We start from the raw sequence: 25,506 nt of genomic DNA, 5'->3' as shown, positions 1-25,506 counted from the left end.
CCAAGAATTATTTCCTTTTTTAGAAATTATTCTATATTCATTACCTCTATTTCCATCAAAACAACATTTTAAAATATCTTAAAACAACACTTTCTCTTTACACTTACTTATGAGAATTTAACTTACTTTTGTTTAAGATCGCTACAAAAAACCCGTATTAAATTAAGTTTAACTTTTCAAGCCGTTCATAAATCATTTTACCTACTACTTGCGCTGAAAAATTTTTATGAATGACTGCTTTCCCTTTTTCTGCAATATTGCTATACCATAATGAATTAGAAACAAGTTTCCGCATATAATACACTGCATGATCAATATCAGGTTCTGCCCAGATTTGATCATGTTTATAAGGACCATAGTCTGCTCCGACTTTAACAAGCTTATAATCAACCACACAAGAATTCTCGCTATTCATAAAATCCGTATTTCCAGACCAATTCGTACCAATTACCGGCTTCCCTAAGTACATTGCCTCTGCTAATACGAGTCCAAAACCTTCTGATCGATGTAGAGATACTATACAATCAACAGCTTGAATCAACGCATTTATCTCTTCTCGGCTCAATGTTTGATTAATAAGATAAATGTTACTATTATCTTGAATTATATTCTGCAGCTGTCTTAATTCTTCTACATTATTTTGTGAACCATTCACTTTCAATACCAATCCCACAGAAGCATCGTCTTTAGAGAACGCCTCTTGAAATGCTTTAATAGCTGAAATTGGATTCTTTCGTTGCGATACACTTCTAGTATCATACATAGCAAGAAACAAAAATCGATCTATTGGTAATCCAAAGTACCCTCGATCTATATCTTTAGGGCATTCGACCTGAATACAATGCGGAATACGAATAACAGAAAGGTTGGTTTTCTTGGATACTGCCTCTAATACAAAAGACGAAGGCACCCAAACTTCATCTAAAATTCTGAAACTACTAATCCATTCTGCTGGAAGTTCTGGTAACTCCCAATGCCAATAGCCAATATTATAACGCCCATAAAAAAAACGATGCCCAAACTTCCTATAAGCTGTCGGAAGCACATCTGGATTCATATGAAAAATATTCACATTATGGATAGGAACCTTTATTTCCTTATCTATCCAAGATAAATCCATTGATGGATATGGAAGTCGGTAATTAATAATACCAAATGGAATATTTGTACTTTGAATAGACCTTGCTGCTAAGCGACAAGATTCTCCTAATCCAGCTTCAAGCCGAGCAAATCCTACTAAATTAATACCTTTTTTTAAATATGGTAATACTCGTGTATTAACTTGCTTTAGTGAATAATCTTCTGATTTTACAATATTAAATCTTGAAAAAAAATCTTCTTCCTCATAATATTCATTAGCAAAGTTATATTGCGCCCATTTCAATAATCCCGTTTGATTCTTTTGCAATGGATCTGGGAAAGATTGTTGTAAATCAGACCTACTTTTATAGATTTCATAAAGTAAATTTGGGATATATGTATTATGACGAACTGGAGCTAACGCCCATTGAAAAAAAGAATCCCATTTTGAAAATAAAGAAGTGTCTTTTATCATTTTAAAATGTTTAGGCAGATCATCACCAATTAAATATTCCTGCGCTAAATAAGTTTGTGCCCATTTCAATAATTCTATTTGATTTGTTCCAAACGGATCCGGAAAAGCTTTTTGTAAATCCGCTCTACTTTTGTAAATTTCATATAGCAAATTAGGAATATGAGTATTTTCATGAACGGGAGAAAGGCACCATTGAAGCGTTTTGTAAGCTATTGAGTCCCCCATATTGCTCCCTCCTATAATAAAACAACAAAAAATATCGTAAAAATGATTTAACAGATCGCCTTATGTAATATATGCTAATAGACTTATCCACATGATACTACAGTAATAAAATACACACAGAGCTTTAAATTATGCAGCTTCCTTAAAGCCCACATATTTGAAACTAGTGAAAAACTTAGACGTTGGAATCATTTTTAAATTTTCATGCATTTTATATTTCACTTGTCCCACTTTTTCATATATTAATATTAAATGGTATACAAAAATTATATCTACTCTCATTTTTCTTCTCTCTAAACTTGAAATAAAAATTTTTAATGATTATATGATCCAATATGTAGAAAGATATATCATAATGCAAGAAACGTACTATATACAGAAAACAATAATGTCAAGTTCCACTTAGTTACTTTTTCACAACAAGGAGGTATATTATATGAGTATAATAAATAGAGAAGTTTTTTTTAAGATTTTTGGAAGCGGCACATTCAATGGCCAACCACCTCTTTTTACAGGGGCTGATGTTGAACCATTAATAGCATTTTCACGAACCTTCCGACCTAAAACAGTAATTGAAATCGGTATTCAGCGTGGAGAAACAGCAAAATGTATCTTAAATAATAGCCCTTGGATTGAAAAATATATAGGTATCGACTTAGCACCTGGCTCTCAAACTTCATTATCCGTCCAGCAACACGAAGTACCTCAAATTGTTGGAGAATATGTTAAAGACGACCCTCGAGTAGAGCTAATTATAAAACCTAATGGTTCAAGAGATATAAAACCATCCGATCTTCCTACAGCAGACTTAATATTCATTGACGGTGATCATTCTTTAGAAGGGGTTATGTTAGACACTCTTTTAGCACGCCAAGTCATACGAAAAGGTGGAATTATATGTTGGCATGACTATGGTAATCCACCTGTAATCGATGTAACAATCGCAATTAATAGTTTGAACATAAGCGAAGGCGATCATATTTGTCTAATTGAGCATGGTATGTTGTGTTTTCAGTTTTCTAGAGTAGGCAGATAATGTCTTCTTACTATATTAAATTCTGTTTACATTAAGGAACAGTCATCCTTTTTGATTCACCAGAAAATATGTAGATTTGAGACTCCCACGACTAAAGTCGCAAGCCCTAACCCTTACGGATTAACGGGTGGAATTCTTGAATGACTAAACGTTCGCAATCCATTTCTGTTTTGAACAGCCTTCAAGATGAGGGCATCTCATTGCCCCTCCTAAGCCAGACCGTATAGGTGCTTAGGCTGACTGACTATTACCATCAATCACAGTTGCGTAGTGAACATTCATCGCCCCAACGATATCACGATGTTTCTTAAACCCACACTTTCATTTGTATTTTCTATCTTGTGCCTTGTTTTTTGGGCAACATTTTGGACATGCTTGACTCGTATAAGCAGGGTTCACATATTCAACTTTGATACCAACTAGCTTTGCTTTATATTCGATAAACTGTGCCAAGCGATAGAATGACCATGTGTGTAGATTTTTTTCGTTATTATATATAAAAAATTCTATAACTCCTCGTTTAAAATTGAATTTTTCTTATGAATTCAATACCTCGCCTTTTAGTATTTCATGTATGTAACATATTGATTCAAATCCCACGATAATACTTCATATGCTGTGACTAAACTCAAGTGCACACATTCGTTAATAAAGATACATTATACGACATGTCCTACAAAAATAGGCTGCTGCCCATAACAATTTTCTCCGCTAGTGCATTAAATAATTGTAGTAACTATATGTAAAAGGTGCTCTTTCTACATTAAGGAATACGAGAGTGTACTCAAAATCTTTCCAAACATAAATCGTTCAACCTATTGCAGAAATTCGAGGCTCTTTAGCTTAAGTAGTAGGAACTCATATACTTTAGTAAATGCACTTGTTGGCAAAATTACAAGAAAAATCAAACGATAATAAGATTGATCTTTAATACTTATTAACTATTATCATTTAAAAAAGCCTCGAGAGCAGAAAACAAAGAAACTAGCAATCCCCCAACAAGCTGAATATTTCTAATAAAGGAGCTATTTGTACAGCTTTAGTTAGCTTATATAGGCTAAAAATATACATTATAAACCAAGTATTAAATACAATACTACATTCTTGACGTATACAAGTAAAACAGAGAGAGGGAGCTCCCTAATATGAGCGTAAGATTACGAGAAAGGCGGTAAAGTATGAAACTTATTTTATTATCTGGCGGCTCAGGAAAACGACTTTGGCCGTTATCAAATGATTCCAGGTCAAAGCAATTTCTGAAAGTTCTTCGGGATGAAGATGGAAATCCAGAATCTATGCTACAACGTATATGGCGGCAAATCCGTTCAGTTGGTTTAGACAATTCCACCTACATTGCAACGAACAAATCTCAAACAGATATCATTCAAAGTCAACTAAGCGACGATATTCACCTAATTATTGAACCAGATCGTCGGGACACATTTCCTGCTATTTCTTTAGCATCTGTTTATCTTCACTCCGTTCTTAATGTTAGTTTAGATGAAACAGTTTGTGTAATGCCTGTTGATGCTTATGTAGAAGACTCTTTCTTTAAAACATTGCTGAATTTCGAAAATGTTTTAAAGAATTCAGAAGCCTCACTTGCCCTAATAGGGGTACAGCCTTCATATCCATCTGAGCAATACGGCTATATTGTTCTTAATAATCCCAAGCCCTCTTTCCCATCCTTATACCTGAAAGTTAATCATTTCATCGAAAAGCCTAATCAGGATACTGCCAGCAATCTCATAAATGAACATGCTCTTTGGAATTGCGGTGTCTTCGCTTTTAAACTAGAATTTTTAATTCAACACTTATCCGATATAAAAATACCTCTACAATATGAACAACTTACTAAGCAGTATTCCACCCTTCCTCAGAAAAGCTTTGACTATGAAATTGTAGAAAAATGCTCTCATATTGTCGCAATACCATATAAAGGGGCGTGGCGTGATTTAGGAACTTGGGATACCTTGTCAGAAATTATAGAAACACCAATTGTCGGAAAAGGTATGATTAGTGAAAATTCTTGTAATACACATCTTATAAATGAACTGAATCTCCCTGTAATTGTGGCAGGTCTTTCTGACAGCATTGTAGTAACGAGCCCTGACGGTATTTTAGTAGCTGATAAATCACAGAGCGGACATATTAAAGAATTTATTGACTGTTACGTTCAAAGACCCATGTATGAAGAGCGACGTTGGGGGTGGTACCGCGTCCTAGACTATAGTAAATTATCCGATGGGAATGAAGTACTTACAAAAAGACTTAAGATACTTGCCGATAAAAATTTGAGTTATCAAATGCATTGTAAGCGGCAAGAGGTTTGGAGCATTATTTCAGGTGAAGGCGTAATCATTATTGATGGGGTATTTAAAACTGTAAAACCTGGAGATGTAATTCAAATATCGGTAGGGACTAAACATGCACTGAAAGCTACTTCTGATTTAGAATTTATAGAAGTTCAAATGGGAAGTGAGCTTATCGAAGAAGATATTGTGCGCATTTATATGACTTGGGAAGAAATTGAAGAAAATTTAAGATAAATTTTGTAATATAATTCCGTGGTATATTCAATCTATTTTTTCCCCCTTAGTATAACCTCATAAAATTTACCTGTTGTAGAAAGAGTGTCAAAATGTTCTAATATTTCATCTTTATTTAAAGCAACAGCCATATCTGGATGATTTGGTATTACAACTCCAAAATATGAAAAATGATCAAGTACATCTCTTATTTGTTCTTTTGAAGTTCCATTTCGAAGTAAATGATAGGGGGAATATTCCATAACAACTGTTGAATGTTCCTTCACAAGTGGTAAACACGATTCAAGAATTTCAAGATCACTTCCTTGAGTATCAATTTTTACTATATCAAAGTAACTTGGTGATTGCTCGTCCAAACATTGCTTTAAAAATTCCATAATATTTACCGAATGAACACGATTTGGCAAAGTGCTAAATTGTCCTATATCCGGCTCTTCATTTAATGGTTGTGAAGTACGATGATCCCCGTAATTCATATTATTTTTATAGAAGGCTATAAATTTTTTTTCTTTACCCAAAGCATAATTAAAAGTATAGATATTTTTTATATCATTTAGCGCAATATTCATATTTAAAAGTGAGTAATTTATCGGATCAGGTTCAAAACAATATATTGTTACTGTAGGTGAAAGCTTTGCTAAGGGAATAGAAATTACACCAATATTTGCACCTGCATCCAGAATGTGATTTCCTGGCTTAATAATAGAGCTTAGATAGTTTAATACGTGAGCCTCAAAAACCATTCCTGCCCTTAAAACATCACTAATCACTTTATCTTCTTGATGGGTGAGAAATTGAAATGAAATACCATTAAACATTACATTTGCCATTACAAAAGGATTCAATATAACTCCATCTCCTTATTAATTTTTAATATACTTATAATATGATTATAAAAATTAATATGTGCTGAATAAAAAGAAAACTCGTGATCCATAAGCTACCCGATTCTTATTATTAAGATACTACGTTGTTTCCGTTTCACCTCTTATCCTATGCTAAGCTATCATAATATTATTATGATAGCTTTTTATCATAGTACGTACAAGAAGTATAATAATATTCACAAATCAATATTCGTAATACAAAACTAACTCCTTTCTCACTTAACAGTTATCCCTCTTATACTATGCATTATTTTTCTCTAGAGTTTTTCTTCTCTTCAAGATATTCCCTCAATCCTTCTTGCCAAGGTTTCATTAAATCGAATCCATTTAATCGTAGCGCACAAGGATTCAAAACCGAATAAGCAGGACGTAAAGCCCCTGCCCCAAACCCCTTCGTAGAAATAGGTGTCGTATTGACATTTATATTACATAAAGCAAATATCTCTTTCGCAAATTCATACCATGTACAAGCCCCAGTATTAGATACATGATATGTTCCATATAGTTCTGTTTCCATCAATTCCTTCACACATTGCACTAAATCCTTTACATGGGTTGGAGATCCTGTTTGATCATTCACCACTTTAATCCCCAGCTGAGATTTTGCAAGCTTCAACATCGTTTCAACGAAATTGTTTCCATACTTGCCATACAACCAAGAGGTACGAACAATAAAATAATGTGAATGAAAACTCTTAACAAAATTCTCTCCTGCATATTTGGAGGCTCCATATACATTTATCGGGTTAGGAGTATCGAACTCGTCATATCCAGTTTCTTTTGTTCCATCGAATACATAATCCGTGCTAATATAAACAAGCTTAGTCGAAATCTTCTCGGCTACAACAGCGACATTTCTTGTTCCAAGAGCATTTACAAGAAACGCTTTATCTCTTTCAGTTTCAGCTAAATCTACCTTTTTGTATGCAGCGCAATGAATAATAATGTTAGGGTTTATTTTTCTTAAAATAAGATCGACTCTTGAAAAATCCGTTATGTCCATATCCTCTCGGCTTAAAGCACAAACCCGATAACCTAAATCATGTAAATCCTCGGCAAACTGTCTACCTAATTGTCCATTCGCCCCGGTAATCGCTATTACTTTCTTCATAACCCTCTCCCTCTACTAAGATGTACCGTATTTTAGAGGCTTCCACCAGGTTTCATTATGGATATACCATTGAATGGTTTCCTGAAGGCCCTTGTCAAACGTATATACCGGCTTCCATCCAAGCTCTTTTTCTATCTTGTCAGCATTAATAGCGTAGCGCCAATCATGTCCTAGACGATCCTTTACAAATGTAATTTGCTCTTTAGATTTACCTAGCTGTCCAGTAATGCTCTCTACGATCTCAATATTACGCTTCTCATTATTTCCACCGATATTATATATTTCTCCTTTTCTTCCTTTATGCAATACTAAATCAATAGCAGTACAATGATCATATACGTGAAGCCAATCTCGAACATTTCTGCCTGTTCCGTATACAGGTAAGGGTTTGTTCTCCAAAGCGTTTGTAATCATAAGAGGAATCAATTTTTCTGGATATTGATAAGGACCATAATTATTTGAACAGCGCGTAATATTTACATGTAAACCATATGTTTTACAGTAAGCCAATGCGATCAAATCAGCACTAGCTTTACTAGAAGAATAAGGACTGTTAGGATTCAAAGGCGTATCCTCAACAAAATATCCAGTTTCCTCTAACGAACCATACACTTCATCAGTAGAAATCTGAATAAATTTTCCAATCTGATTTTCCTTTGCAACTTCTAATAACGTTGTTGTTCCTAATATATTTGTAGAATAAAAAATTTGTGGTTTTTCAATACTGCGGTCAACATGAGATTCTGCGGCAAAGTTAACAATACTGTTAATTTCGTATTGATTTATTACGTAACGAAGCAATTCTTTATTTTGAATATCTCCTTGAATAAACCGGTAATTCTTTCTATCTTTTATCTCTTCTACATTCAATAAATTCCCAGAATAAGTCAACAAATCATAATTAATAATATTATCGTTCGGGTACTTCTTAACTAAAAATCTTATGAAATTACTACCAATAAAACCTGCTCCGCCTGTTACTAAAATGTTCATGTGCTTTTCTCCCTAAAATGAAAATTATGATTACCATCTTGTAAAGATGGTAATGACTGATCTTTCTCGGATAAAATCGGGTATTGAACCGGCCAATCAATTTGCAGCTCTTCATCATTCCAACGTATTCCACTATCATATTGAACATCGTAATGTTCATCGACCTTATACATGACAATTGTGTTCGGAACTAACGTACAAAATCCATGTGCATATCCTTTTGGCACAAGTAGCTGCCGATGATTATATTCACTTAATATAAATCCTTGCCATTTCTTGTATGTGGGAGATTCTTTTCGTAAGTCTACGATAACATCAAATATAACTCCTTGTATCACTTGTACAAGTTTCGTTTGAGCTTTAGGATTTGTTTGAAAATGCAAGCCCCTTATTGTACCTGCTTCCACCGATTTTGATATATTGTCCTGAATAAATTGATACGATACTTGTAATTGTTCAAAGACTTTTTTGTTATAGCTTTCTTTAAAGAACCCTCTATGATCCTTATATACGTCTGGCTCTACAATATTTACCTTATCGAATAAAGTTTCAATTACTTTCATTTCCGTCAGCACCTCCATTCTTCAGGACTCTCATCAAATTCCTTCCTGAATCGGATGTCTTTTGCAAGTACATTGCTACAACAAAGAGGATCATGAACCTCTCCTCCACTCCATCACCCCCATTAATATATAGGTCAATATTCCTCGTTATTTTAATATGTTATTTCTAATTCACCGCCAGAAAGTAAATGATTACTTGTTACCTTTGTAATGGGATATAGACGTGATCCTGTACCATCAGTAAGAATAGCCCCTCTCATCTAATCCCTCCTCTTCTTGTAAAATGCAACTTTAATCAGTGGATTACTACCCATGAATAGCAGCATAAACATATCTCTTTATTCATTTTACTTTTTAAACATGATATATATGCCGCTTATAACCATACGGTACTAGCTAAATCTTGTACAATTTATATGATTATAGCGTAGAAAATTAATTTCTTTTGTTCATTTCATTGCTGATTCTAAAACGACATAAAACATCCAATACTAAGTTCTAGCTTAGCTTGGCACGCACATAAAAAAGCAGCCAGCTGTTTCTAGGCGATTTCTTGATTTTTAAATATATGGAATTTATTATCCCAAAATAGATATTTAAATTATTATAAAAGGGTGTATTTACTAAGATATCCTTCGCACAAAAATCTATCTATTTGCATATAGTATAAGTGTTATCAAATATCAACTTAATTAATGAAAAGGAAGGAGCATTTGTCTATGGTTCTATCAATATGCAAAAGTAGCATCTGTCGCCAGTTCTCCAACATACCACTTGGAACTATAATAACAGTCGTAGGTAAATCCGGTTTTGTCTATGGACCAGCCAAACTTATAGACTTTAATAACTGGACTGGCATAATCACATTAGAAGAAGAAGATTTACCATCTCCAAGTGTGACGAATATTATAAAAATTAGTTGTAATAATGTTGAAAGCATCATAACAACAGAAGAATAAAAATAATTGCTACAATTGGTGATATATAATGAAGTTACTGTATATTTCTTCTGGTTATCACGGTATTTACGATTATTTAGATCACAGTATGAAAGCTGGGCTAAACGATAATGGTTATGAATGGATCTCCTTTCATCCATTAGAACCTATAGAAAAGCTGCAATCTATTGTTGCCACGTTTCAACCACAGGTGGTTCTAACTATATTAGGAGACTATCTTTCTGTACAAGCTATTCAATATTTTAAAGAAAACGGTATCAAGCTAGCATGTTGGATGACTGAGGACCCTTATTATTTTGATAAGACTTATCAAATTATTAATAGATTTGATTATATCTTTACCATCGATACAGGATCTTTAAAACACTATCAATTAGTTCATCCAAATGCCTATCATTTACCATTAGGAACAGATTCTACAATTTTTAGACCCCTACTAGTGGAACACGCATACAAAAGCGATTTACTCCTTGTAGGATATCCATATCCCACAAGGATAAATCTCATCCATTTTCTATTAAAAAATACAAATTATCACATCCGCCTAGTTGGGAAAGGATGGCGTAATAGACTACAACAACTCTGGAGAAACAACCCCAGAGTTATGATTAAAGATACATGGATGAATCCAGAATTGGTTTCTTATTTTTACAACGGGGCCAGCATTGTATTAAACCCTCATCGAAGCCACAATTTCTTGCATAATCAAAACACATCTGGAATTATTAGCGAAAGTATTAATAACCGAACGTTTGATATTGCGGCATGTGGAGCTTTTCAACTAATAGAGGAAAAACCTAATCTGCGTTCTTTCTTTACTGAAGAAGAAATGGTATCTTACCGGGATTATGAAGATTGTCTATGTAAAGTGGTTACCTATATGAATAATAAAGAAAAGAGACAGGTTATTGCTCAAAAGGCTCAAAAACGAGTGATAGAACAGCACACATTTCGTCAAAGAATTAAAGAAATGATGAATATTATTCAATCATAAAAATCATATTCTTTCGCAAACATAATTTATCGAAAAAATAAAATCTTAATATTCATTCATTATGCTCCAAACAACTTATGTTTGAACTCAATCTTATTTGAAGCAAACTTTACTTTTCAAATTTGAACAAGAAAAATCATCGGTTATAATATCGATGATTTTTCTTGTTATAAAGTATTTCCTCACCCCGTCTTTCCAGGGATATATATATGAAAAATTTTTCAAAAACAAAAAGATGTTCCACAACCAAACTCACCCGTAGAAATCGAAAAAAAGGTGAATGTTATGTTGTTTCACTGAAAAATTTCTTTTGCAACTCCATATCTTGTTCGTTTCCACCAAGTCTATCTTTGTATAAACAACACAATGGATAACAATATCAGGATCCATTTCCTATGAAATAGATATCACTTCCGCGATAGTTTCAATATGCATTTCTTTTTTATATCCAACCTCTTAAAGTGTGCTGTCAAACCCATTCCCAAAATATAAATCTTTTGCCAGCGTATTTGCTCTATAAAGGGAGTCATGGGTTCCAGCATCAGTCCACCAGCCCTTTAATACGTCATAAGTTAAAGTACCTCTTTTAATATATTCATTGTTCAAGTCCGTTATTTCCAACTCGCCGCGGCTAGACGGACTTAGCTTTTTGACCATCTCAAATACATCTGCATCATACATATAAATTCCTGTTACTGCATAAGGACTTTTTGGATTCTTTGGCTTTTCCTCTATTTTTACAATATGATCGTCCTTTATTTCAGGAACTCCAAATCTTTTCGGATCATCAACTTCCTTCAAAAGAATTCTCGCCCCTTCTTTTTGCCTCTGAAACCCTTTTACATAATGAAGTAATGTATCAGAAAATATATTATCACCTAAAATTACAATCATTCTATCATTACCAACGAATGTCTCACATAGCCCTAAAGCCTGCGCAATCCCTCCTGCTTCTTCTTGTACTCTATAAGTGAATGAAACACCAAAATCAGTCCCACTTCCTAAAAAATTCACTACATTTCCCATATGTTCTTTTCCTGTTACGATAATAATATCTGTAATCCCGCATTCTTTTAACTTATAAACCGAGTGATAAATCATTGGATAACGTCCGACAGGCAGCAAATGTTTATTGGTCACTCTAGTGATAGGATATAATCTCGATCCTGTACCTCCAGCTAAAATAATCCCTTTCATAAGATTGCTCCTTTCTTCTATAAAAATCTAAAATGTAGCTTGATGTTTTAGTAAGAGCAGAAAAATATCCATATTCCCAAAGCTACTAAAGATATCCTTCTGTATCCATCCGTAAATCCCACAATGTACCAATGAAATTTCTTTGCAGTATTAATACAATTCTTTAGGGCTCATTTTTCTTCATCTTTTAATAAATGCTTTTCTTGCTACGCACGTGACACCTAATGAATAAAATCTTTTTATCCTTTTCTTGGATACCTCTATCTACTGAGATGCCTTTGAAGAGAACACAGTGAAGTAACAATAGTTTCAAAACAAAAATGCTGTATAAGTTGATTTATTATAAAAAACATACACGCTCTATAAACTTTGATTTTTCATTCTATAAAACAATAAAAACCCTTGCTAAAAAGGGTTTTTTATCTAACTAAGGAAGTTACGTTAAGCCTCACAGAAAGCAAGGGCTCAACTTTTATTAGATGTTATTTCAAATAAATCAGGAGCTAATGTTCGAACACTCACTTCATTTTCATTCATTTCTATTAAATCCAACTTTTTAAAGAAACTCTTTATTTCTTCTTCTGAGGTCAACGTATGATTCCCTTTTATTGTAGAGAGCGCTCTTACAGACGATTCCTCGATGGAACTTTCACCCGTTACACTGATTTTATCTAATAAACTGATAATATTCTTATAAGCATAGTTTTCTTCATCCATGGCCCCATAATAATTTTTTGATAGAATTTTTTTCCCTTCACCTACTTCCCCTTTAGATAAACAGAAGTCGATTAAGTTAAATACTTCACTACTATTTACTGATTTATGGGTAACTGCATTAGGTAAATATTTTCTCTCTTTTTCATAATCAACCGGCATATAAGCAATGACTGGTTTATCAAGTAACAAAGCTTCAATGCCTGTCGTACAACGATTGTGTATAATTACTTTTGAGGCTAAGATCCACATAACCACATTACCATCATGGGCAACAAACACATTTTTATAATCCGACAATTCTTTTCGATAACTCTCCACATTTTCATGAATATGAGGACGAACAACAATATTAAGATTCGGATATTTCCCACTTAATTCTTTAATTAATTGGATAAAATGCTCATATACCTTCTTTATATAACGTTCATTAGGATTAAATCCTCTTAGAAAGTGATTATATTGAGTAAATCTTGTATTCACTAAAATAAAATCTCCAAACCTCTGTTCAATCATTTTAACTTCATCACTATATAACCCCCGGAACTTTTTCTTGAGTAGATCGAACCGCGGATGACCAGTTAAATGAAATTTCTGCTTAAATTCAGGAAAAGTATTTGTAACTATTTCTTTATGAGCATCTCCCCAGCAATATACATGCTCGAGTATTTTAACATACTTATCATCTTTTCCAAGACGGCTATAATTATTGCTATTAAGGAATAATCCTTCTTCTTCATCTAATTCGACGATAGAATAGCCTAGTTTGTATGCGTGATCCATATATTCTTTCCTTGCATCACCATAAGGAGTTCCCTTTGAACAAATAATCCCCTTAGGTAATAACTCCAAATGAGCGAGAATAGGCGTATGTGTTCCCAGAATAATTCGATAATTTTCTTTGATAGCATAATAGGTTAAGAGTAATTTTGCGTCTAATTCCCTTGTTTTTGATTCGATTGGTAAGTAGAGAAACTTTTGTGACATAAACATCACCCCTTCTTATTTTTTCAATCGAAAATAACCTTGTCTTCAGTATCATTTATTATATTCTTTCTTATAAAAGACAGTAATGGAATTTATTACATGAAAAATCCTATTTTAACTACAAATCTATTAGATATGTGAACCTTATCCTAAAATTGATTCTCTTCCCGCAAATCTTTTAATTTCTTTGCTTTCTCGTGAATTTCTTCTCTATTTCTTAATAAGGATTTTAATAAATTTAATATTTCATTACTAGTCATATTATCAAGAATCCATCCACACTGATGTTTCTTTACTCGTTGAGCAGGGGCACCTAGATTAAATGTAATAATGGGGTATCCCGATAACATTGCTTCACTTGTTGTATAGGAATATGTTTCAGGACAAATAGAGGGATTAATAACCAATGCTATTTCATTTTTAGCTAACATATCTGATAAATTATCCACTTGATACCTTCCTGTAACTTCAAATTTACCTTCAGCACTTTTGTGTGGATTAAAATGAATATTTGTTATCCCAATCACCTTTATGTTTATTGGTAAATTTTCTTTAACAATTAAATCCTTTAGCTCATATATAATACTTGATCCTTTTGGATAATCAATAGCTCCTACAAAAGCAATATTTAAAGCCTCTTTATTTAAAAACTCCTCCTTAAAAGAGTGCGTTATTTTTGAATCAATAACATGTTCTCTTACTTCTATCTCAATATCTTTATAGTATTTTAGAATAATGTCTTTCGTATTATGACTAGGCGTAATTACCTTTTTTGCGCCCATTAAAAGAGAATGAAATGTTTTTCTCCATTCTTCAATATGAATAGCTTGGTTTGAAAATATTTTCGCAATACATCCCTGACAGGTTTCTACGTTTGTTTCAGCATTACAATATTTCTTTTGATGATTTATTAAATTATAGCTTGGGCAAACACAATAAAAATCATGAATATAAAAATAATAATCCACAAGTGAGTGTTTTATTAAACGAAACATTTTTTCAATGGGATACTTAAATAAATGATTAATAAAAATCAAATCAATGTTTAAAGCACTTAATAATTTTTTAAAATTCGTTTCATTTAGTTTGCTTATGTTAAGATTATATTCTATTGGTTCAGGATGATTATGATCCGTTAAAATTACATAATCAGTCCCAGGTGTTAACGTGTATATCCTCTCGTCATCTTCTAATGTTTTTATATAGTTAGTTTGATAGATTGAGGCACCGCCACCTAAGCCATGGTCAATAAACAATCTACCCTTTTTATAAGAATATTTATCGGCGACCATTACACTTTTCATGAATTCTCTTATATTTTTTATTGGATCCAACCTTATGAATTCTTGTATGATTTTATTATAATTTGGGTATCGATTAAGTAATTTTTTTAAATTACTTGACATTAGCTTTTGTTTGCTGCCATCTATTTGATTAAAACTTACACCATGTTTATGATAAACAAACACATTTGGAATCAGTATATTTTGATATCCTTTATGCTGTGCTCTCATACACCAATCGTTTTCCTCGCCATACCCTTTACCAAAAACCTCATCATCAAAGATTCCGATATCGTGAATAACATTTCTATTTAATGCCATACAGAAGCCTACACCTGTTGGGATTACTATCCCTTTGTTAATAACATATTTTGAAAAATATGAATCGACTTCATTTGTATTCATATCGTATGGTAATTCATTATCTTGAAGAAAATTTGGATAAGAACAAATCGTAGCACTATTTGAGAAAGGGGTAACGGATGAAATTTTATCATTTACTAAAATAGGGTTGATTAAGCGTCGAAAACAATGAGGGGGAATTTCTGTATCGCTATTTAATAAAATGGGATGATTTGTTGTTAAAAGTAAGCCTTTATTAATACTTTTTACATATCCCAGGTTTTTATCATTGTGTATAATCACTAATTTTTTTAAGCTTTGAGGTGATTTTTTAGATTTCAAGTTCTCCAAAAAATCACCTATCCGTTCATCTGTACTCGCATCATTAATCAAAAATAAATTAAAACGAATGTCTACGTTATTGTATATACTTTCTATACATCTCTTTGTAAATTCGTAGCCATTATATATTGGTATAATCACATCCACTTCAGTATCTTCAAGCAAGTCATTATTATATTCAACATAATTTAATTCATTCAATGTTTCTAAACTAAATTGATTAAGAATAGAATCATTTAAAAAAGATGGTTCATCAGCTTCTTCGTTTGTATTCGAAATAGATTGGATATCCGTTGGCTTTTCATAGTTCAAATTTAAAATCAATCCTTGTTCGTCACCATTTAAATATTTATCTGTATGGAATTTAATCTCTTTTTCGCTTTTTGAATAATCCCAAATCCTCAAATGATTTACTTGTCCTTCAAAGTATCCGTATACTTCACATCCTCCAATATTTCCTGATGCAAAGATATTATTCTTAGTACTTTTTAATCCTTTTTTCACAAAATTTCCATTCACATATAAGTTTGGCGTTTTATTTTCATAAACAATAGCTATATGAGTCCAATCGTCTATTTTTATCTCATATGTGAGTAGAGTAAGTACATCATTGTAGCTATGTTCATATACCGTTATACCATTCGTTCCAAGTGATACTCCAGCGCTCGATTCATCTTTTTGTTCAATTTCAGGATTCCCTGAACCAATAATAAACCCTTGACCGAAAATCCCATGCTTTCCTTCATCCGATTCCCATTTTAAGTTAAGTTCCTTTTGAGGTTTTATCCAAAACTCATAGGTGAAATTATTTTTAACATTTCTAAACAAATCCTTTGTCATTATCATTTCTTGCCCTTTGAAATTTAAAAATCCTTCAAACACATTGTTCACCCTCGCTTATATAATTCATTCTATAATTCAAAAACAAAAATATTTAACTATTAAAATCAAAAGATATATATACTTTTTATTATTATTTGAGTTTTATAGTCGACTAATTATACACGATCGATGTTTTTATTCATTACTAATTATTGATATAAACTATGCGATCGAACAATAGAAATCGGACTTAGGCTTTACTTTTATCATGCTATGTTTTGTTTGGCTTTTTGTATAGTTACATAGTCTAGCTTGAAAAAAGATGGTGCATTATCTCTATATTAAATACATAATCTCTCTCTGAGCTTGACCCGCTTATGAACATGTAACACTTTTTGATTAGAAAACCTGAAGATACTTCTTATATCTAAAAACGAATATTTTGATTTCTAACCTTTCAATAATATAAAAGAAACTATTTAACAAATTTATCATTTCCTGAACCAAGAAATAAAAACGGTCAAACACAGTTAAAAGTAAATTTCAATCTAGGCTTATTCACTATTTCGGGAAAATTATAAAGAAATGTAGCGATGATACCCAAACGTTTTCCCGAAATATTCATAGTAATAGATAGAGAAAATGGATTTAATAAAAAAAAGGCTGTGAATAAAATGGATTTAACAGGAAAAACAATTTTAGTTACAGGTGGAACAGGCTCTTTCGGTAAGAGATTTATAAAAAAAGCTCTGGAACTTGGTGTAAGCAAGATCATTGTCTTTAGTCGTGATGAGTTGAAACAATATGAAATGGCTCAAGAGTATACCGATTCGCGTATTCGTTTTTTTATTGGGGATGTACGTGATAAAGCTCGTTTATACCGAGCATTTGCTGGGGTCGATATTGTAGTTCATGCAGCTGCTCTGAAGCATGTAGGTGCATGTGAGTACAATCCATTTGAAGCCATTAAAACAAATATCTATGGTGCTCAGAATATAATTGAAGCTGCTATAGATTGTGGCGTGCAACGCGTCATTGCTTTAAGTACAGATAAAGCTGCCTCTCCAATTAACTTATACGGTGCAACAAAATTAGCATCAGATAAACTTTTTGTTGCAGCAAATGCTTATGTAGGGAGCAAGAATACAAGATTTTCAGTAGTACGTTACGGAAATGTAGTAGGCAGCAGAGGCAGTGTAGTACCATTTTTTAAAAGCATAAAAAAAACTGGGAAAATCCCTATAACAGATGAACGCATGACCCGATTTTGGATAACACTTGATCAGGGAGTGCAATTTGTTCTTAATAACCTTCAACGAATGAAGGGCGGAGAAATTTTCATTCCTAAAATCCCTAGCATGAAAGTAACAGACTTGGCAAAAGTAATTGCACCTGAATGTAAAATTGAGTTTATAGGCATCCGTCCAGGAGAGAAACTTCATGAGGCTATGATCACTGAAGATGATGCCCGTCATACTTTGGAGTTTGAAGATTATTATATCATTCACCCTGAATTCAATTGGTGGGATAAAGCAAATACAAGTGAAGGCAAGCCACTTCCAGAAGGTTTTAGTTATACAAGCGATAAAAATGAACATTGGTTAACAAAGGACGAGTTAAAAAGATTAATTAATGAATAAGATAACAGAATAACTAAAATGAATTAAAACAATATATAAGGGAGTATTAATGATCATGAAACATCTTTTAGCGCTTCATGGAGGAAAACCTGTACGGGATCATTATTTGCCATACGGCAAGCAATCCATTGATGAAGATGATATCCAAGCAGTAATAAACATTTTAAATAGTGATTTTATTACAACCGGTCCAACAATAAAACAATTTGAAGACCAAGTGGCAGCATATGTAGGCGCAAAATATGCCGTAGCATTTTCAAGTGGAACAGCCGCCTTGCATGGGGCTTGCTTTGCAGCGGGGATCTCCACTGATGATGAAGTCATCACGACATCGATGACGTTCGCTGCCAGTTCTAACTGTGTCCTTTATCAAGGTGGAGTACCAGTATTTACAGATATTAAATCCGATACTTACAATATTGATCCTGCGCTAATAAAAGATAAGATTACAGATAAGACAAAGGCAATTATACCTGTACATTTCACAGGACAACCAGTTGAACTTGAAGAAATTTCAAAAATTGCCCGAGAATATAACCTAACAGTAATCGAAGATGCAGCTCATGCATTAGGAGCTACTTACAAAAAGAAAAAAATTGGTTCAATTAGCGATATGACCATGTTCAGCTTCCACCCCGTCAAACATATTACAACAGGCGAGGGTGGAATCATTACAACAAATAATGAAGACTACTATCAAAAACTTCTTCAGTTTCGAACACATGGAATCACCCGTCATCCTAATAACCTAACTGAGAATCATGGTCCTTGGTACTATGAAATGCAATTTCTTGGCTATAACTATCGGATGACAGATATCCAAGCCGCTCTTGGATTATCACAACTGCAAAAATTAGATTCTTTTATCGCTAAAAGAAAACAATATGTAGCAATGTATGATGCGGAACTAAAAGATTTACCTGAGGTTATTCTTCCAAAACAATTAGACCATGTTGATTCAAGTTGGCATTTGTATATCATTCAGTTAAATTTATCAATGCTGAAAGTTGACCGAAAAGAAATCTTTCAAGCATTACAACAAGAAAATATCGGTGTCAATGTTCACTACATTCCGGTTCATTTACAACCCTACTATCAAAAATTAGGTTATCAAAAAGGAATTTGCCCCCATGCCGAAAAATTATATGAAAGTATCATTACTCTACCATTATTTTCAGAAATGAGTGAACAAGACGCTAATGATGTCATTCATGCAGTTAAAAAAGTAATAAATTTTTATAAAAAATAAATGAATAAAAAGGTGATGAAATGAAAGTTGCCGCTATTATTCAAGCTCGAATGGGCTCAACTAGACTTCCGGGGAAAATTATGAAGAAAGTGCTTAATAAAACTCTATTAGAATATCAAATTGAACGAGTAAAAAAAGCAAAAACAATTGACCAAATTATTGTAGCAACTACTACAAAGCTCAATGATAATCCAATCATTGAGCTTTGTGAGCAACTTTCTGTTCCTTATTATCGTGGATCAGAAGATGATGTATTATCACGTTATTATGAAGCTGCAACGCAATTTTCTGTGGATGTTGTAGTTCGATTAACTTCAGATTGTCCCATTATCGATCCCGATATTATTGATAAGATAGTTAGTTGCTATTTAAAACATCAAAATAAATATGATTATGTATCTAATACACTAACCCGTACTTATCCGAGAGGACTAGATACAGAGGTTATGCCCTATCGAATTTTAAAACGAACATATGAAGAAGCCACTGAGCCATCATATCGTGAGCATGTGACTGCTTATATATATAACAACCCTGGGAAATTTAAACTGTTAAATGTCCAACATGACTTAGATGAAAGTAAACATCGCTGGACTGTTGACACGAAAGAAGACTTTATTCTTATTAAAAACATTATTACAAGATTATATCCAGTTAATAACCAATTTTCTTTCAGCGATATTTTAAATTTATTAAAACAAGAACCAGATTTGTTTTATATGAATAGTCATATAGAACAAAAGAAGATGGGTATATAAATCAAATGAACATATTCATTCGTGTAGATGCTTCTATAGAAATTGGAACAGGTCATGTTATGCGATGTTTAACTTTAGCAGAGGAATTAAAAAATCTGGGACATCAGGTAGCTTTTATATCTAGGAAATTAAATGGCCACATGTGTAACTTTATAAAATCTAAAGGATACACAGTATATATGTTACCCAAAATGAAGCTAGTGAACAATAATTGTAATACCGCTCATGCTCACTGGCTTCAAACTAGCTGGGAAATAGACGCACAACAAACAATAAATATTATACGTCAGAACGTTTCCCCTGTTGATTGGCTTATTGTAGACCATTACGCTTTAGATAAGAAGTGGGAAGAAAAATTGAAGGAATTCACCCAATATATAATGGTTATAGATGATTTAGCAGATAGATTACATACGTGTGATGTACTGCTCGATCAAAATTATTATACAAATATAGATCAAAGGTATACAAAATTACTTCCTAAAAATTGTATAAGATTATTAGGTCCCAAATATGCACTGCTAAGGACAGAATTTTTAAAGGTACGGAAAAATATAAGAAAAAGAACTGGTAATCTTAAAAGAGTACTCATATTTTTTGGTGGAAGTGATCCCACTAATGAAACATCCAAAGTAATCAAAGCTCTAGAAGAAATAGACTGTAAGCAGCTTCTTATTGATGTAATTATCGGACGATCAAATCCTCAAAAAGATTTCATCCAAAATTTATGCAAAAAACAGCCAAATATGGCCTTCCATTATAATATTAATTATATGTCTAGATTAATGAATAACGCAGATCTAGCAATATGTGCTGGAGGTTCAACGACTTGGGAAAGATATTGTTTAGGGTTACCTGCACTATTAATCTCAGTGGCATATAATCAAATTGAAATATGTAAAGCAGTAGGAAATTTAGGTATTGATTTTTATATTGGAAAATCAGAAGAAATTTACGAGCGAGATATTTGTAATGCGATTGAGATTGTTAAGAGCGGAAACTTTGATTTAGAGAAATCCTCTAGAAAAGCATTAAAAATTGTGGACGGTTTTGGGAAAACACGTGTAGTATCAGCGATTTTACAAAATTAAATGTTAAGGAAGATATTATGAATATTCTATTATTAGGATCTAAGTGTAATAATGTATACAGTTTTCTTAAATCATCTGGAAATTGTGTTGTTTTGTATGAGAATAAACTAGACATTCAGTCACCTATTCTTATTAATATTGACTTTATTATCAGCTATGGCTACAGATATATGATTCCTCCTTCCATTATTGAGAAATTTAATAACAAAATTATAAATTTGCATATATCTTATCTTCCTTGGAATAAGGGTGCTGATCCAAATTTATGGAGTTTCCTTGAAGATACACTTAAAGGGGTTACAATTCATTATATAAATAACGGCTTAGATACGGGAGATATTATCGCTCAATTGGAAGTTCCCTACAAGGAAAATGATACATTAAAAACTTCTTATGATAGACTATGCCAAGAAATAGAACGCCTTTTTATTGAGAATTGGGAGTTAATTCGTTCTGGAAAAGTTATAAGAAAACCACAACCTCCTGGCGGCAGTTATCATAGATTAAAAGATAAAAAAAAATATTTGCCTTTACTTACTGATGGGTGGAATACATCAGTAAAAAATATAATAGGTAAAGCAAAATCGAATGGTTAGAAAGGAGAAGATCGAATGAAAGAAGTTGAAATTAATGGAAGGAAAATAGGACGTAATCAACAACCATTTATCATTGCTGAAATGTCTGGAAACCATAATCAGTCATTAGAACGCGCATTACAAATAGTCGAAGCCGCTGCAAAAGCTGGCGCACATGCTCTAAAAATTCAAACTTATACAGCCGATACGATGACACTCGATATAGATAACAAAGATTTTAAAATAGAAGATGCAAACAGCTTATGGAAAGGAAACACACTTTATAAACTATACCAGCAGGCTTACACACCTTGGGAATGGCATAAACCGCTTTTTAATAGATGTAAAGAACTAGGTATAACCCCATTTAGCACCCCATTCGATGAAACAGCGGTGGATTTTCTAGAATCCCTAAATGTTCCTTGTTATAAAATTGCTTCTTTTGAAAATACTGATATTCCTCTAATCTGCAAAGCTGCCTCTACTGGAAAACCGCTTATTATATCCACAGGTATGGCTACAATTTCAGAATTAGATGAAACTGTCAAAGCCGCCAGAGCAGCCGGCTGTAAAGACCTTATTTTGTTGAAATGTACAAGTACTTATCCTGCTTCTCCGGAAAACACCAATATTTATACAATCCCCCATATGAGGGAATTATTCCAATGTGAAGTAGGTTTATCAGATCATACATTAGGAGTAGGAACTGCAGTCGCAAGTGTTGCACTGGGAGCGACTGTAATTGAAAAACATTTCACTTTATCTAGAGCTGATGGAGGAGTAGACTCCGCTTTTTCAATGGAAGCAGATGAATTAAACTCTCTTGTTATTGAAACAGAAAGAGCATGGAAGTCACTAGGGAAGATTCATTATGGACCGACTGATATGGAAAAAAGCTCATTAAAGTTTCGACGTTCTCTATATGTGGCACAAGATATGAAAGCTGGCGATCTTTTAACAACCGAAAATATTAAAGCCATTCGACCTGGGTATGGTTTGGCACCCAAATACCTTCCCATTTTGCTAGGAAAAAAAGTGAAAAAAGATGTTGTTAAGGGGACACCTGTAAATTGGGATTTGATTTAACGAAAAACTCCTTAAATAGAAAAGCAAGCTTCCTGTCTCTGTAAATTAAATTTCCCACATGAATTTCCCCATTTTTTCACCTATGAAACATCTCCTATTAGGGGCTATTGTCGCGTTCCGTCAAATAGCCCCCTCTTCACTTACTATGATTTAAAAAAAGCCTCTAAAAATTCTTTATCAACAGCTGTTCTATTGGTCGTTAAGGGTCAATAATTCATCCCATTATAGAACGATTTAATGTGCCTCTTTTATATACATAATTATCATTTTTGAATTTGAATTACAAAACACGATAATATCTTAATACATCTTTTCCTCCTTTTCATTGATGAAAAGATTAGAAAATCCCTTTATTTTGACAAGCTACCGATAGATTACTCGCTTTCTCCAATATTTCACTGCGATTTACGAAGAGCTTTTGTAATACTTGTAAGACACTCCTACTACTAATTTCTTTTAAAATCCATCCCCCTCTATATTTTCTTATTTGCTCCGCTGGTGCTCCCATATCAAATGCAATGACCGGATACCCTGAAAACATAGCCTCATTGGTTGTATAAGAAAATGTCTCTGGACATATAGAAGAAGTTATAACGATAGCTATTTTATGTGTTGCCAAAAGATTAGAAATTTCCCTGTTATCATATGGTCCTGTTACAACAAAATGTCCGCTTGGGCTGACAAATCTTCTTTTATGCCTGTCTGTTAACCCAATTACTTTTATACAAAAAGGTAGCTTCCCCCTTTCAATTTCCATTTTAAGTTTATATAAAATTTGCGATCCTTTATTTTTGTGTATATTTCCTACGAAGGCGACATTAAGCTTTTTTTCACTTGCAAATTCAGGGGTATATGTATAGTAGATATTAGGAGATAAAGGATGTTCCTGTACATCTATATCAATGTCAGGGAAATGTTTTTTTACAATTTCTTTTGTACTGTTACTTGGAGCGATTACCTTCTGAGCATTTGATAAAAAAGATTCAAATGTTTTTCTCCAAGTTTGAATATCTGTCTCCCTTCTCCCACTCAAACACGCCTTACATATATTCACATCTGTTTCATTATTGCAGTAAGGACCATTCCTTTTAACCAAATTAACGAGAGGACATATACAAAAAAAATCATGTATAAAATAAATATAATCAATTCCAGAATGTTGAATGAATTTTATAAAATCAAATATAGGAAATTTAATGAGATGATTTATATAAATTAATTCAATATCCATTGACTTGAGTAGTAATCGGAAGCTATTTTTATCATAATTATGAAACTCTAATTCATCGTACAGAGGGACTTCCTGATTTATATCTTCTATACGAAAAATTCCAGTTCGAAACGTCATCTTATAAATTCTATACTTATGTTTATTTTGCTGAATATACGTATTTTGGTAGTATTCTACGCCCCCGCCTATAGGATTCATCACAAATAAAATACCTTTCTTTTTTGGAGTGCCGACTTTTTCCAACAACACTCCTCCCTCCTTCAGTTAAACTTTTTAATTTACCATCTCAACTCGTCTTCTTCAATAATTTATAAATATATATTTTCATAAACAAAAATATTACACCATTTATTTTCACATGAAATAATAAGGCGAAATTGTGTCCTCGTCATCAAGTAGCCACTACCATAAGACGAATGGTTACTAAAGTCCACTTCCTTTAATCACCAAAAAATGGATGCATGTTTACTTTACCCAAACATTTTATATTCCTCTACATATATTAAATATATCTTTATTTAGAAAATATGTATTCAAATAACAAATTTAAGGTTAGGTGAAAAATATGGCAAATTGCAAAGGTATAGCTTGTTTTTTATTTGATATTTGGCCACCAGGAACTATTGTTACAATTACAACTCGATCTGGACAAATTATTGGGCCTGCTTCTCTTGTTGCGTTTTATTCTGATCTTTGCCTAGTTATATTAGAAGAAGAAAGTTCAATAACACCACCATCTACTAATTTTATATTCATAAGTTGTGAGGATATAGAGAGTGTCACTGTCTCCGCTTAACTTCATAAACTGTACAAATTACTTTGTAATTTCAGTGGGAAGAAATAATTACAAAACGTTCTAAAAATAAGTCCAATCTAAAAAAACATTTTTTCTAACTCTAGCAGGTTTGATTTTTACAATTAAATGATTGTTACACCAGGCATAGCATGCTTTTAGACAACAACTGGTATGTATAAGTTTTTTCCTAATAAAGCTGAAATTTCCTTCTTTTTTCTAACAAATGACACTTGTAAAAAAGAACCTTTATGTATTGTTGGGTATTTCCTTGTACCATTTATAACTTTGCATTCCATTAGTTCTTGCAATTTTCCCTCAATGCTAGCTCGAAGCATAATAGAAAAAATAAGAACTGTAATTCATCTTTAATTAAACGATTCAAAAAAACGCTATTCTTTTTGCAAAAAGAATAGCGTTTTCTCTTTATATTATATGGAAACGAACTCCTCTTAGCTTAAGGAACATGTTTGGTGCTTTTGTGCCTGAAAAACATCACACCTAATTTTAACACCCGCCCTACA

General features: G+C 32.8%; 20 protein-coding genes and 2 pseudogenes. 11 read left to right on the top strand and 11 right to left on the bottom strand.

Going from position 1 to position 25,506, the window contains the following annotated elements; genetic code table 11:
• Positions 1-157: 157 nt before the first annotated feature.
• The gene (locus tag J4P91_RS00390; RefSeq protein ID WP_243763655.1) at positions 158-1,780 is read right to left on the bottom strand and encodes a glycosyltransferase family 4 protein; all 1,623 of its coding nucleotides are present in this window, start codon (positions 1,778-1,780) and stop codon (positions 158-160) included.
• A 436-nt stretch (positions 1,781-2,216) separates the two neighbouring features.
• Here J4P91_RS00390 and J4P91_RS00385 point away from each other — a divergent pair, with 436 nt between their 5' ends.
• The gene (locus J4P91_RS00385; RefSeq protein WP_207992522.1) at positions 2,217-2,816 is read left to right on the top strand and encodes a class I SAM-dependent methyltransferase; all 600 of its coding nucleotides are present in this window, start codon (positions 2,217-2,219) and stop codon (positions 2,814-2,816) included.
• Between the two features lie 231 nt (positions 2,817-3,047).
• Here the strand turns inward: J4P91_RS00385 and J4P91_RS00380 are convergent.
• A pseudogene (locus tag J4P91_RS00380) lies at positions 3,048-3,305 on the bottom strand (zinc ribbon domain-containing protein); the annotation flags it as partial.
• A 689-nt stretch (positions 3,306-3,994) separates the two neighbouring features.
• Between J4P91_RS00380 and J4P91_RS00375 the strand changes: the two are divergent.
• A complete protein-coding gene (locus tag J4P91_RS00375) occupies positions 3,995-5,365 on the top strand; it encodes a sugar phosphate nucleotidyltransferase (RefSeq protein WP_207992521.1) in 1,371 nt (456 codons plus the stop codon).
• 32 nt (positions 5,366-5,397) lie between these two features.
• Here the strand turns inward: J4P91_RS00375 and J4P91_RS00370 are convergent, their stop codons facing one another.
• The 5 genes and pseudogenes from J4P91_RS00370 to J4P91_RS00350 form a co-directional block, all read right to left on the bottom strand.
• On the bottom strand, positions 5,398-6,210 hold the full coding sequence (locus tag J4P91_RS00370) for an FkbM family methyltransferase (protein ID WP_207992520.1): 813 nt from the start codon (positions 6,208-6,210) through the stop codon (positions 5,398-5,400).
• Positions 6,211-6,499: 289 nt separating this feature from the next.
• Complete coding sequence (gene rfbD, locus J4P91_RS00365; protein ID WP_207992519.1) at positions 6,500-7,363, bottom strand: dTDP-4-dehydrorhamnose reductase; 864 nt, start codon at positions 7,361-7,363, stop codon at positions 6,500-6,502.
• Between the two features lie 15 nt (positions 7,364-7,378).
• On the bottom strand, positions 7,379-8,356 hold the full coding sequence (gene rfbB, locus J4P91_RS00360; protein ID WP_207992518.1) for a dTDP-glucose 4,6-dehydratase: 978 nt from the start codon (positions 8,354-8,356) through the stop codon (positions 7,379-7,381).
• A complete protein-coding gene (rfbC, locus tag J4P91_RS00355) occupies positions 8,353-8,919 on the bottom strand; it encodes a dTDP-4-dehydrorhamnose 3,5-epimerase (protein WP_207992517.1) in 567 nt (188 codons plus the stop codon). The genes rfbB and rfbC overlap by 4 nt, the downstream gene beginning before the upstream one ends.
• 155 nt (positions 8,920-9,074) lie before the next feature.
• Positions 9,075-9,179 (bottom strand): annotated as a pseudogene (locus J4P91_RS00350) (sugar phosphate nucleotidyltransferase); the annotation flags it as partial.
• A gap of 459 nt (positions 9,180-9,638) precedes the next feature.
• On the opposite strand from J4P91_RS00350, the gene J4P91_RS00345 reads away from it, so the two are divergent.
• Both J4P91_RS00345 and J4P91_RS00340 read left to right on the top strand, forming a co-directional pair.
• Positions 9,639-9,878, top strand: a complete 240-nt coding sequence (locus J4P91_RS00345) for a CGEA protein (protein WP_207992516.1) — start codon at positions 9,639-9,641, stop codon at positions 9,876-9,878.
• Between the two features lie 28 nt (positions 9,879-9,906).
• Positions 9,907-10,872, top strand: a complete 966-nt coding sequence (locus tag J4P91_RS00340) for a CgeB family protein (protein ID WP_207992515.1) — start codon at positions 9,907-9,909, stop codon at positions 10,870-10,872.
• 456 nt (positions 10,873-11,328) lie between these two features.
• Here the strand turns inward: J4P91_RS00340 and J4P91_RS00335 are convergent, their stop codons facing one another.
• The 3 genes from J4P91_RS00335 to J4P91_RS00325 all read right to left on the bottom strand — a co-directional run bounded on the left by J4P91_RS00335 (position 11,329) and on the right by J4P91_RS00325 (position 16,619).
• On the bottom strand, positions 11,329-12,069 hold the full coding sequence (locus J4P91_RS00335; RefSeq protein WP_207992514.1) for a sugar phosphate nucleotidyltransferase: 741 nt from the start codon (positions 12,067-12,069) through the stop codon (positions 11,329-11,331).
• Between the two features lie 465 nt (positions 12,070-12,534).
• Positions 12,535-13,770, bottom strand: a complete 1,236-nt coding sequence (locus J4P91_RS00330) for a surface carbohydrate biosynthesis protein (protein ID WP_243763654.1) — start codon at positions 13,768-13,770, stop codon at positions 12,535-12,537.
• 149 nt (positions 13,771-13,919) lie between these two features.
• The gene (locus J4P91_RS00325; protein WP_307802517.1) at positions 13,920-16,619 is read right to left on the bottom strand and encodes a glycosyltransferase; all 2,700 of its coding nucleotides are present in this window, start codon (positions 16,617-16,619) and stop codon (positions 13,920-13,922) included.
• 614 nt (positions 16,620-17,233) lie between these two features.
• Here J4P91_RS00325 and pseB point away from each other — a divergent pair.
• The 6 genes from pseB to pseI are packed head-to-tail and all read left to right on the top strand — an operon-like array spanning position 17,234 to position 22,958.
• Positions 17,234-18,199 carry a UDP-N-acetylglucosamine 4,6-dehydratase (inverting) gene (gene pseB / locus J4P91_RS00320; RefSeq protein ID WP_207992536.1) on the top strand — a complete coding sequence of 322 codons (966 nt, stop codon included), beginning with the start codon at positions 17,234-17,236 and terminating at the stop codon, positions 18,197-18,199.
• Between the two features lie 55 nt (positions 18,200-18,254).
• A complete protein-coding gene (gene pseC / locus J4P91_RS00315; RefSeq protein WP_243763653.1) occupies positions 18,255-19,448 on the top strand; it encodes a UDP-4-amino-4,6-dideoxy-N-acetyl-beta-L-altrosamine transaminase in 1,194 nt (397 codons plus the stop codon).
• Positions 19,449-19,468: 20 nt separating this feature from the next.
• Complete coding sequence (locus J4P91_RS00310; RefSeq protein WP_207992511.1) at positions 19,469-20,206, top strand: cytidylyltransferase domain-containing protein; 738 nt, start codon at positions 19,469-19,471, stop codon at positions 20,204-20,206.
• Positions 20,207-20,211: 5 nt separating this feature from the next.
• On the top strand, positions 20,212-21,297 hold the full coding sequence (gene pseG / locus J4P91_RS00305) for a UDP-2,4-diacetamido-2,4,6-trideoxy-beta-L-altropyranose hydrolase (protein ID WP_207992510.1): 1,086 nt from the start codon (positions 20,212-20,214) through the stop codon (positions 21,295-21,297).
• A 17-nt stretch (positions 21,298-21,314) separates the two neighbouring features.
• Positions 21,315-21,893: a formyl transferase gene (locus J4P91_RS00300; RefSeq protein WP_207992509.1), complete on the top strand. Its 579-nt coding sequence runs from the start codon at positions 21,315-21,317 to the stop codon at positions 21,891-21,893.
• 15 nt (positions 21,894-21,908) lie between these two features.
• Positions 21,909-22,958, top strand: a complete 1,050-nt coding sequence (pseI, locus tag J4P91_RS00295; protein WP_207992508.1) for a pseudaminic acid synthase — start codon at positions 21,909-21,911, stop codon at positions 22,956-22,958.
• Positions 22,959-23,295: 337 nt separating this feature from the next.
• Here pseI and J4P91_RS00290 read toward each other — a convergent pair whose 3' ends face one another.
• Positions 23,296-24,435, bottom strand: coding sequence for a glycosyltransferase (locus J4P91_RS00290; protein ID WP_243763652.1), 1,140 nt, complete (start codon positions 24,433-24,435; stop codon positions 23,296-23,298).
• Between the two features lie 319 nt (positions 24,436-24,754).
• Between J4P91_RS00290 and J4P91_RS00285 the strand changes: the two genes are divergently transcribed.
• The gene (locus J4P91_RS00285) at positions 24,755-24,985 is read left to right on the top strand and encodes a CGEA protein (RefSeq protein WP_207992507.1); all 231 of its coding nucleotides are present in this window, start codon (positions 24,755-24,757) and stop codon (positions 24,983-24,985) included.
• Positions 24,986-25,506: the final 521 nt, after the last annotated feature.

Source organism: Bacillus sp. XF8, assembly GCF_017498755.1.
Classification (GTDB): domain Bacteria; phylum Bacillota; class Bacilli; order Bacillales; family Bacillaceae_G; genus Bacillus_A; species Bacillus_A bingmayongensis.
Note: the sequence above shows the minus strand (reverse complement) of the source record. Positions and strands in the feature narration are given on the sequence as shown.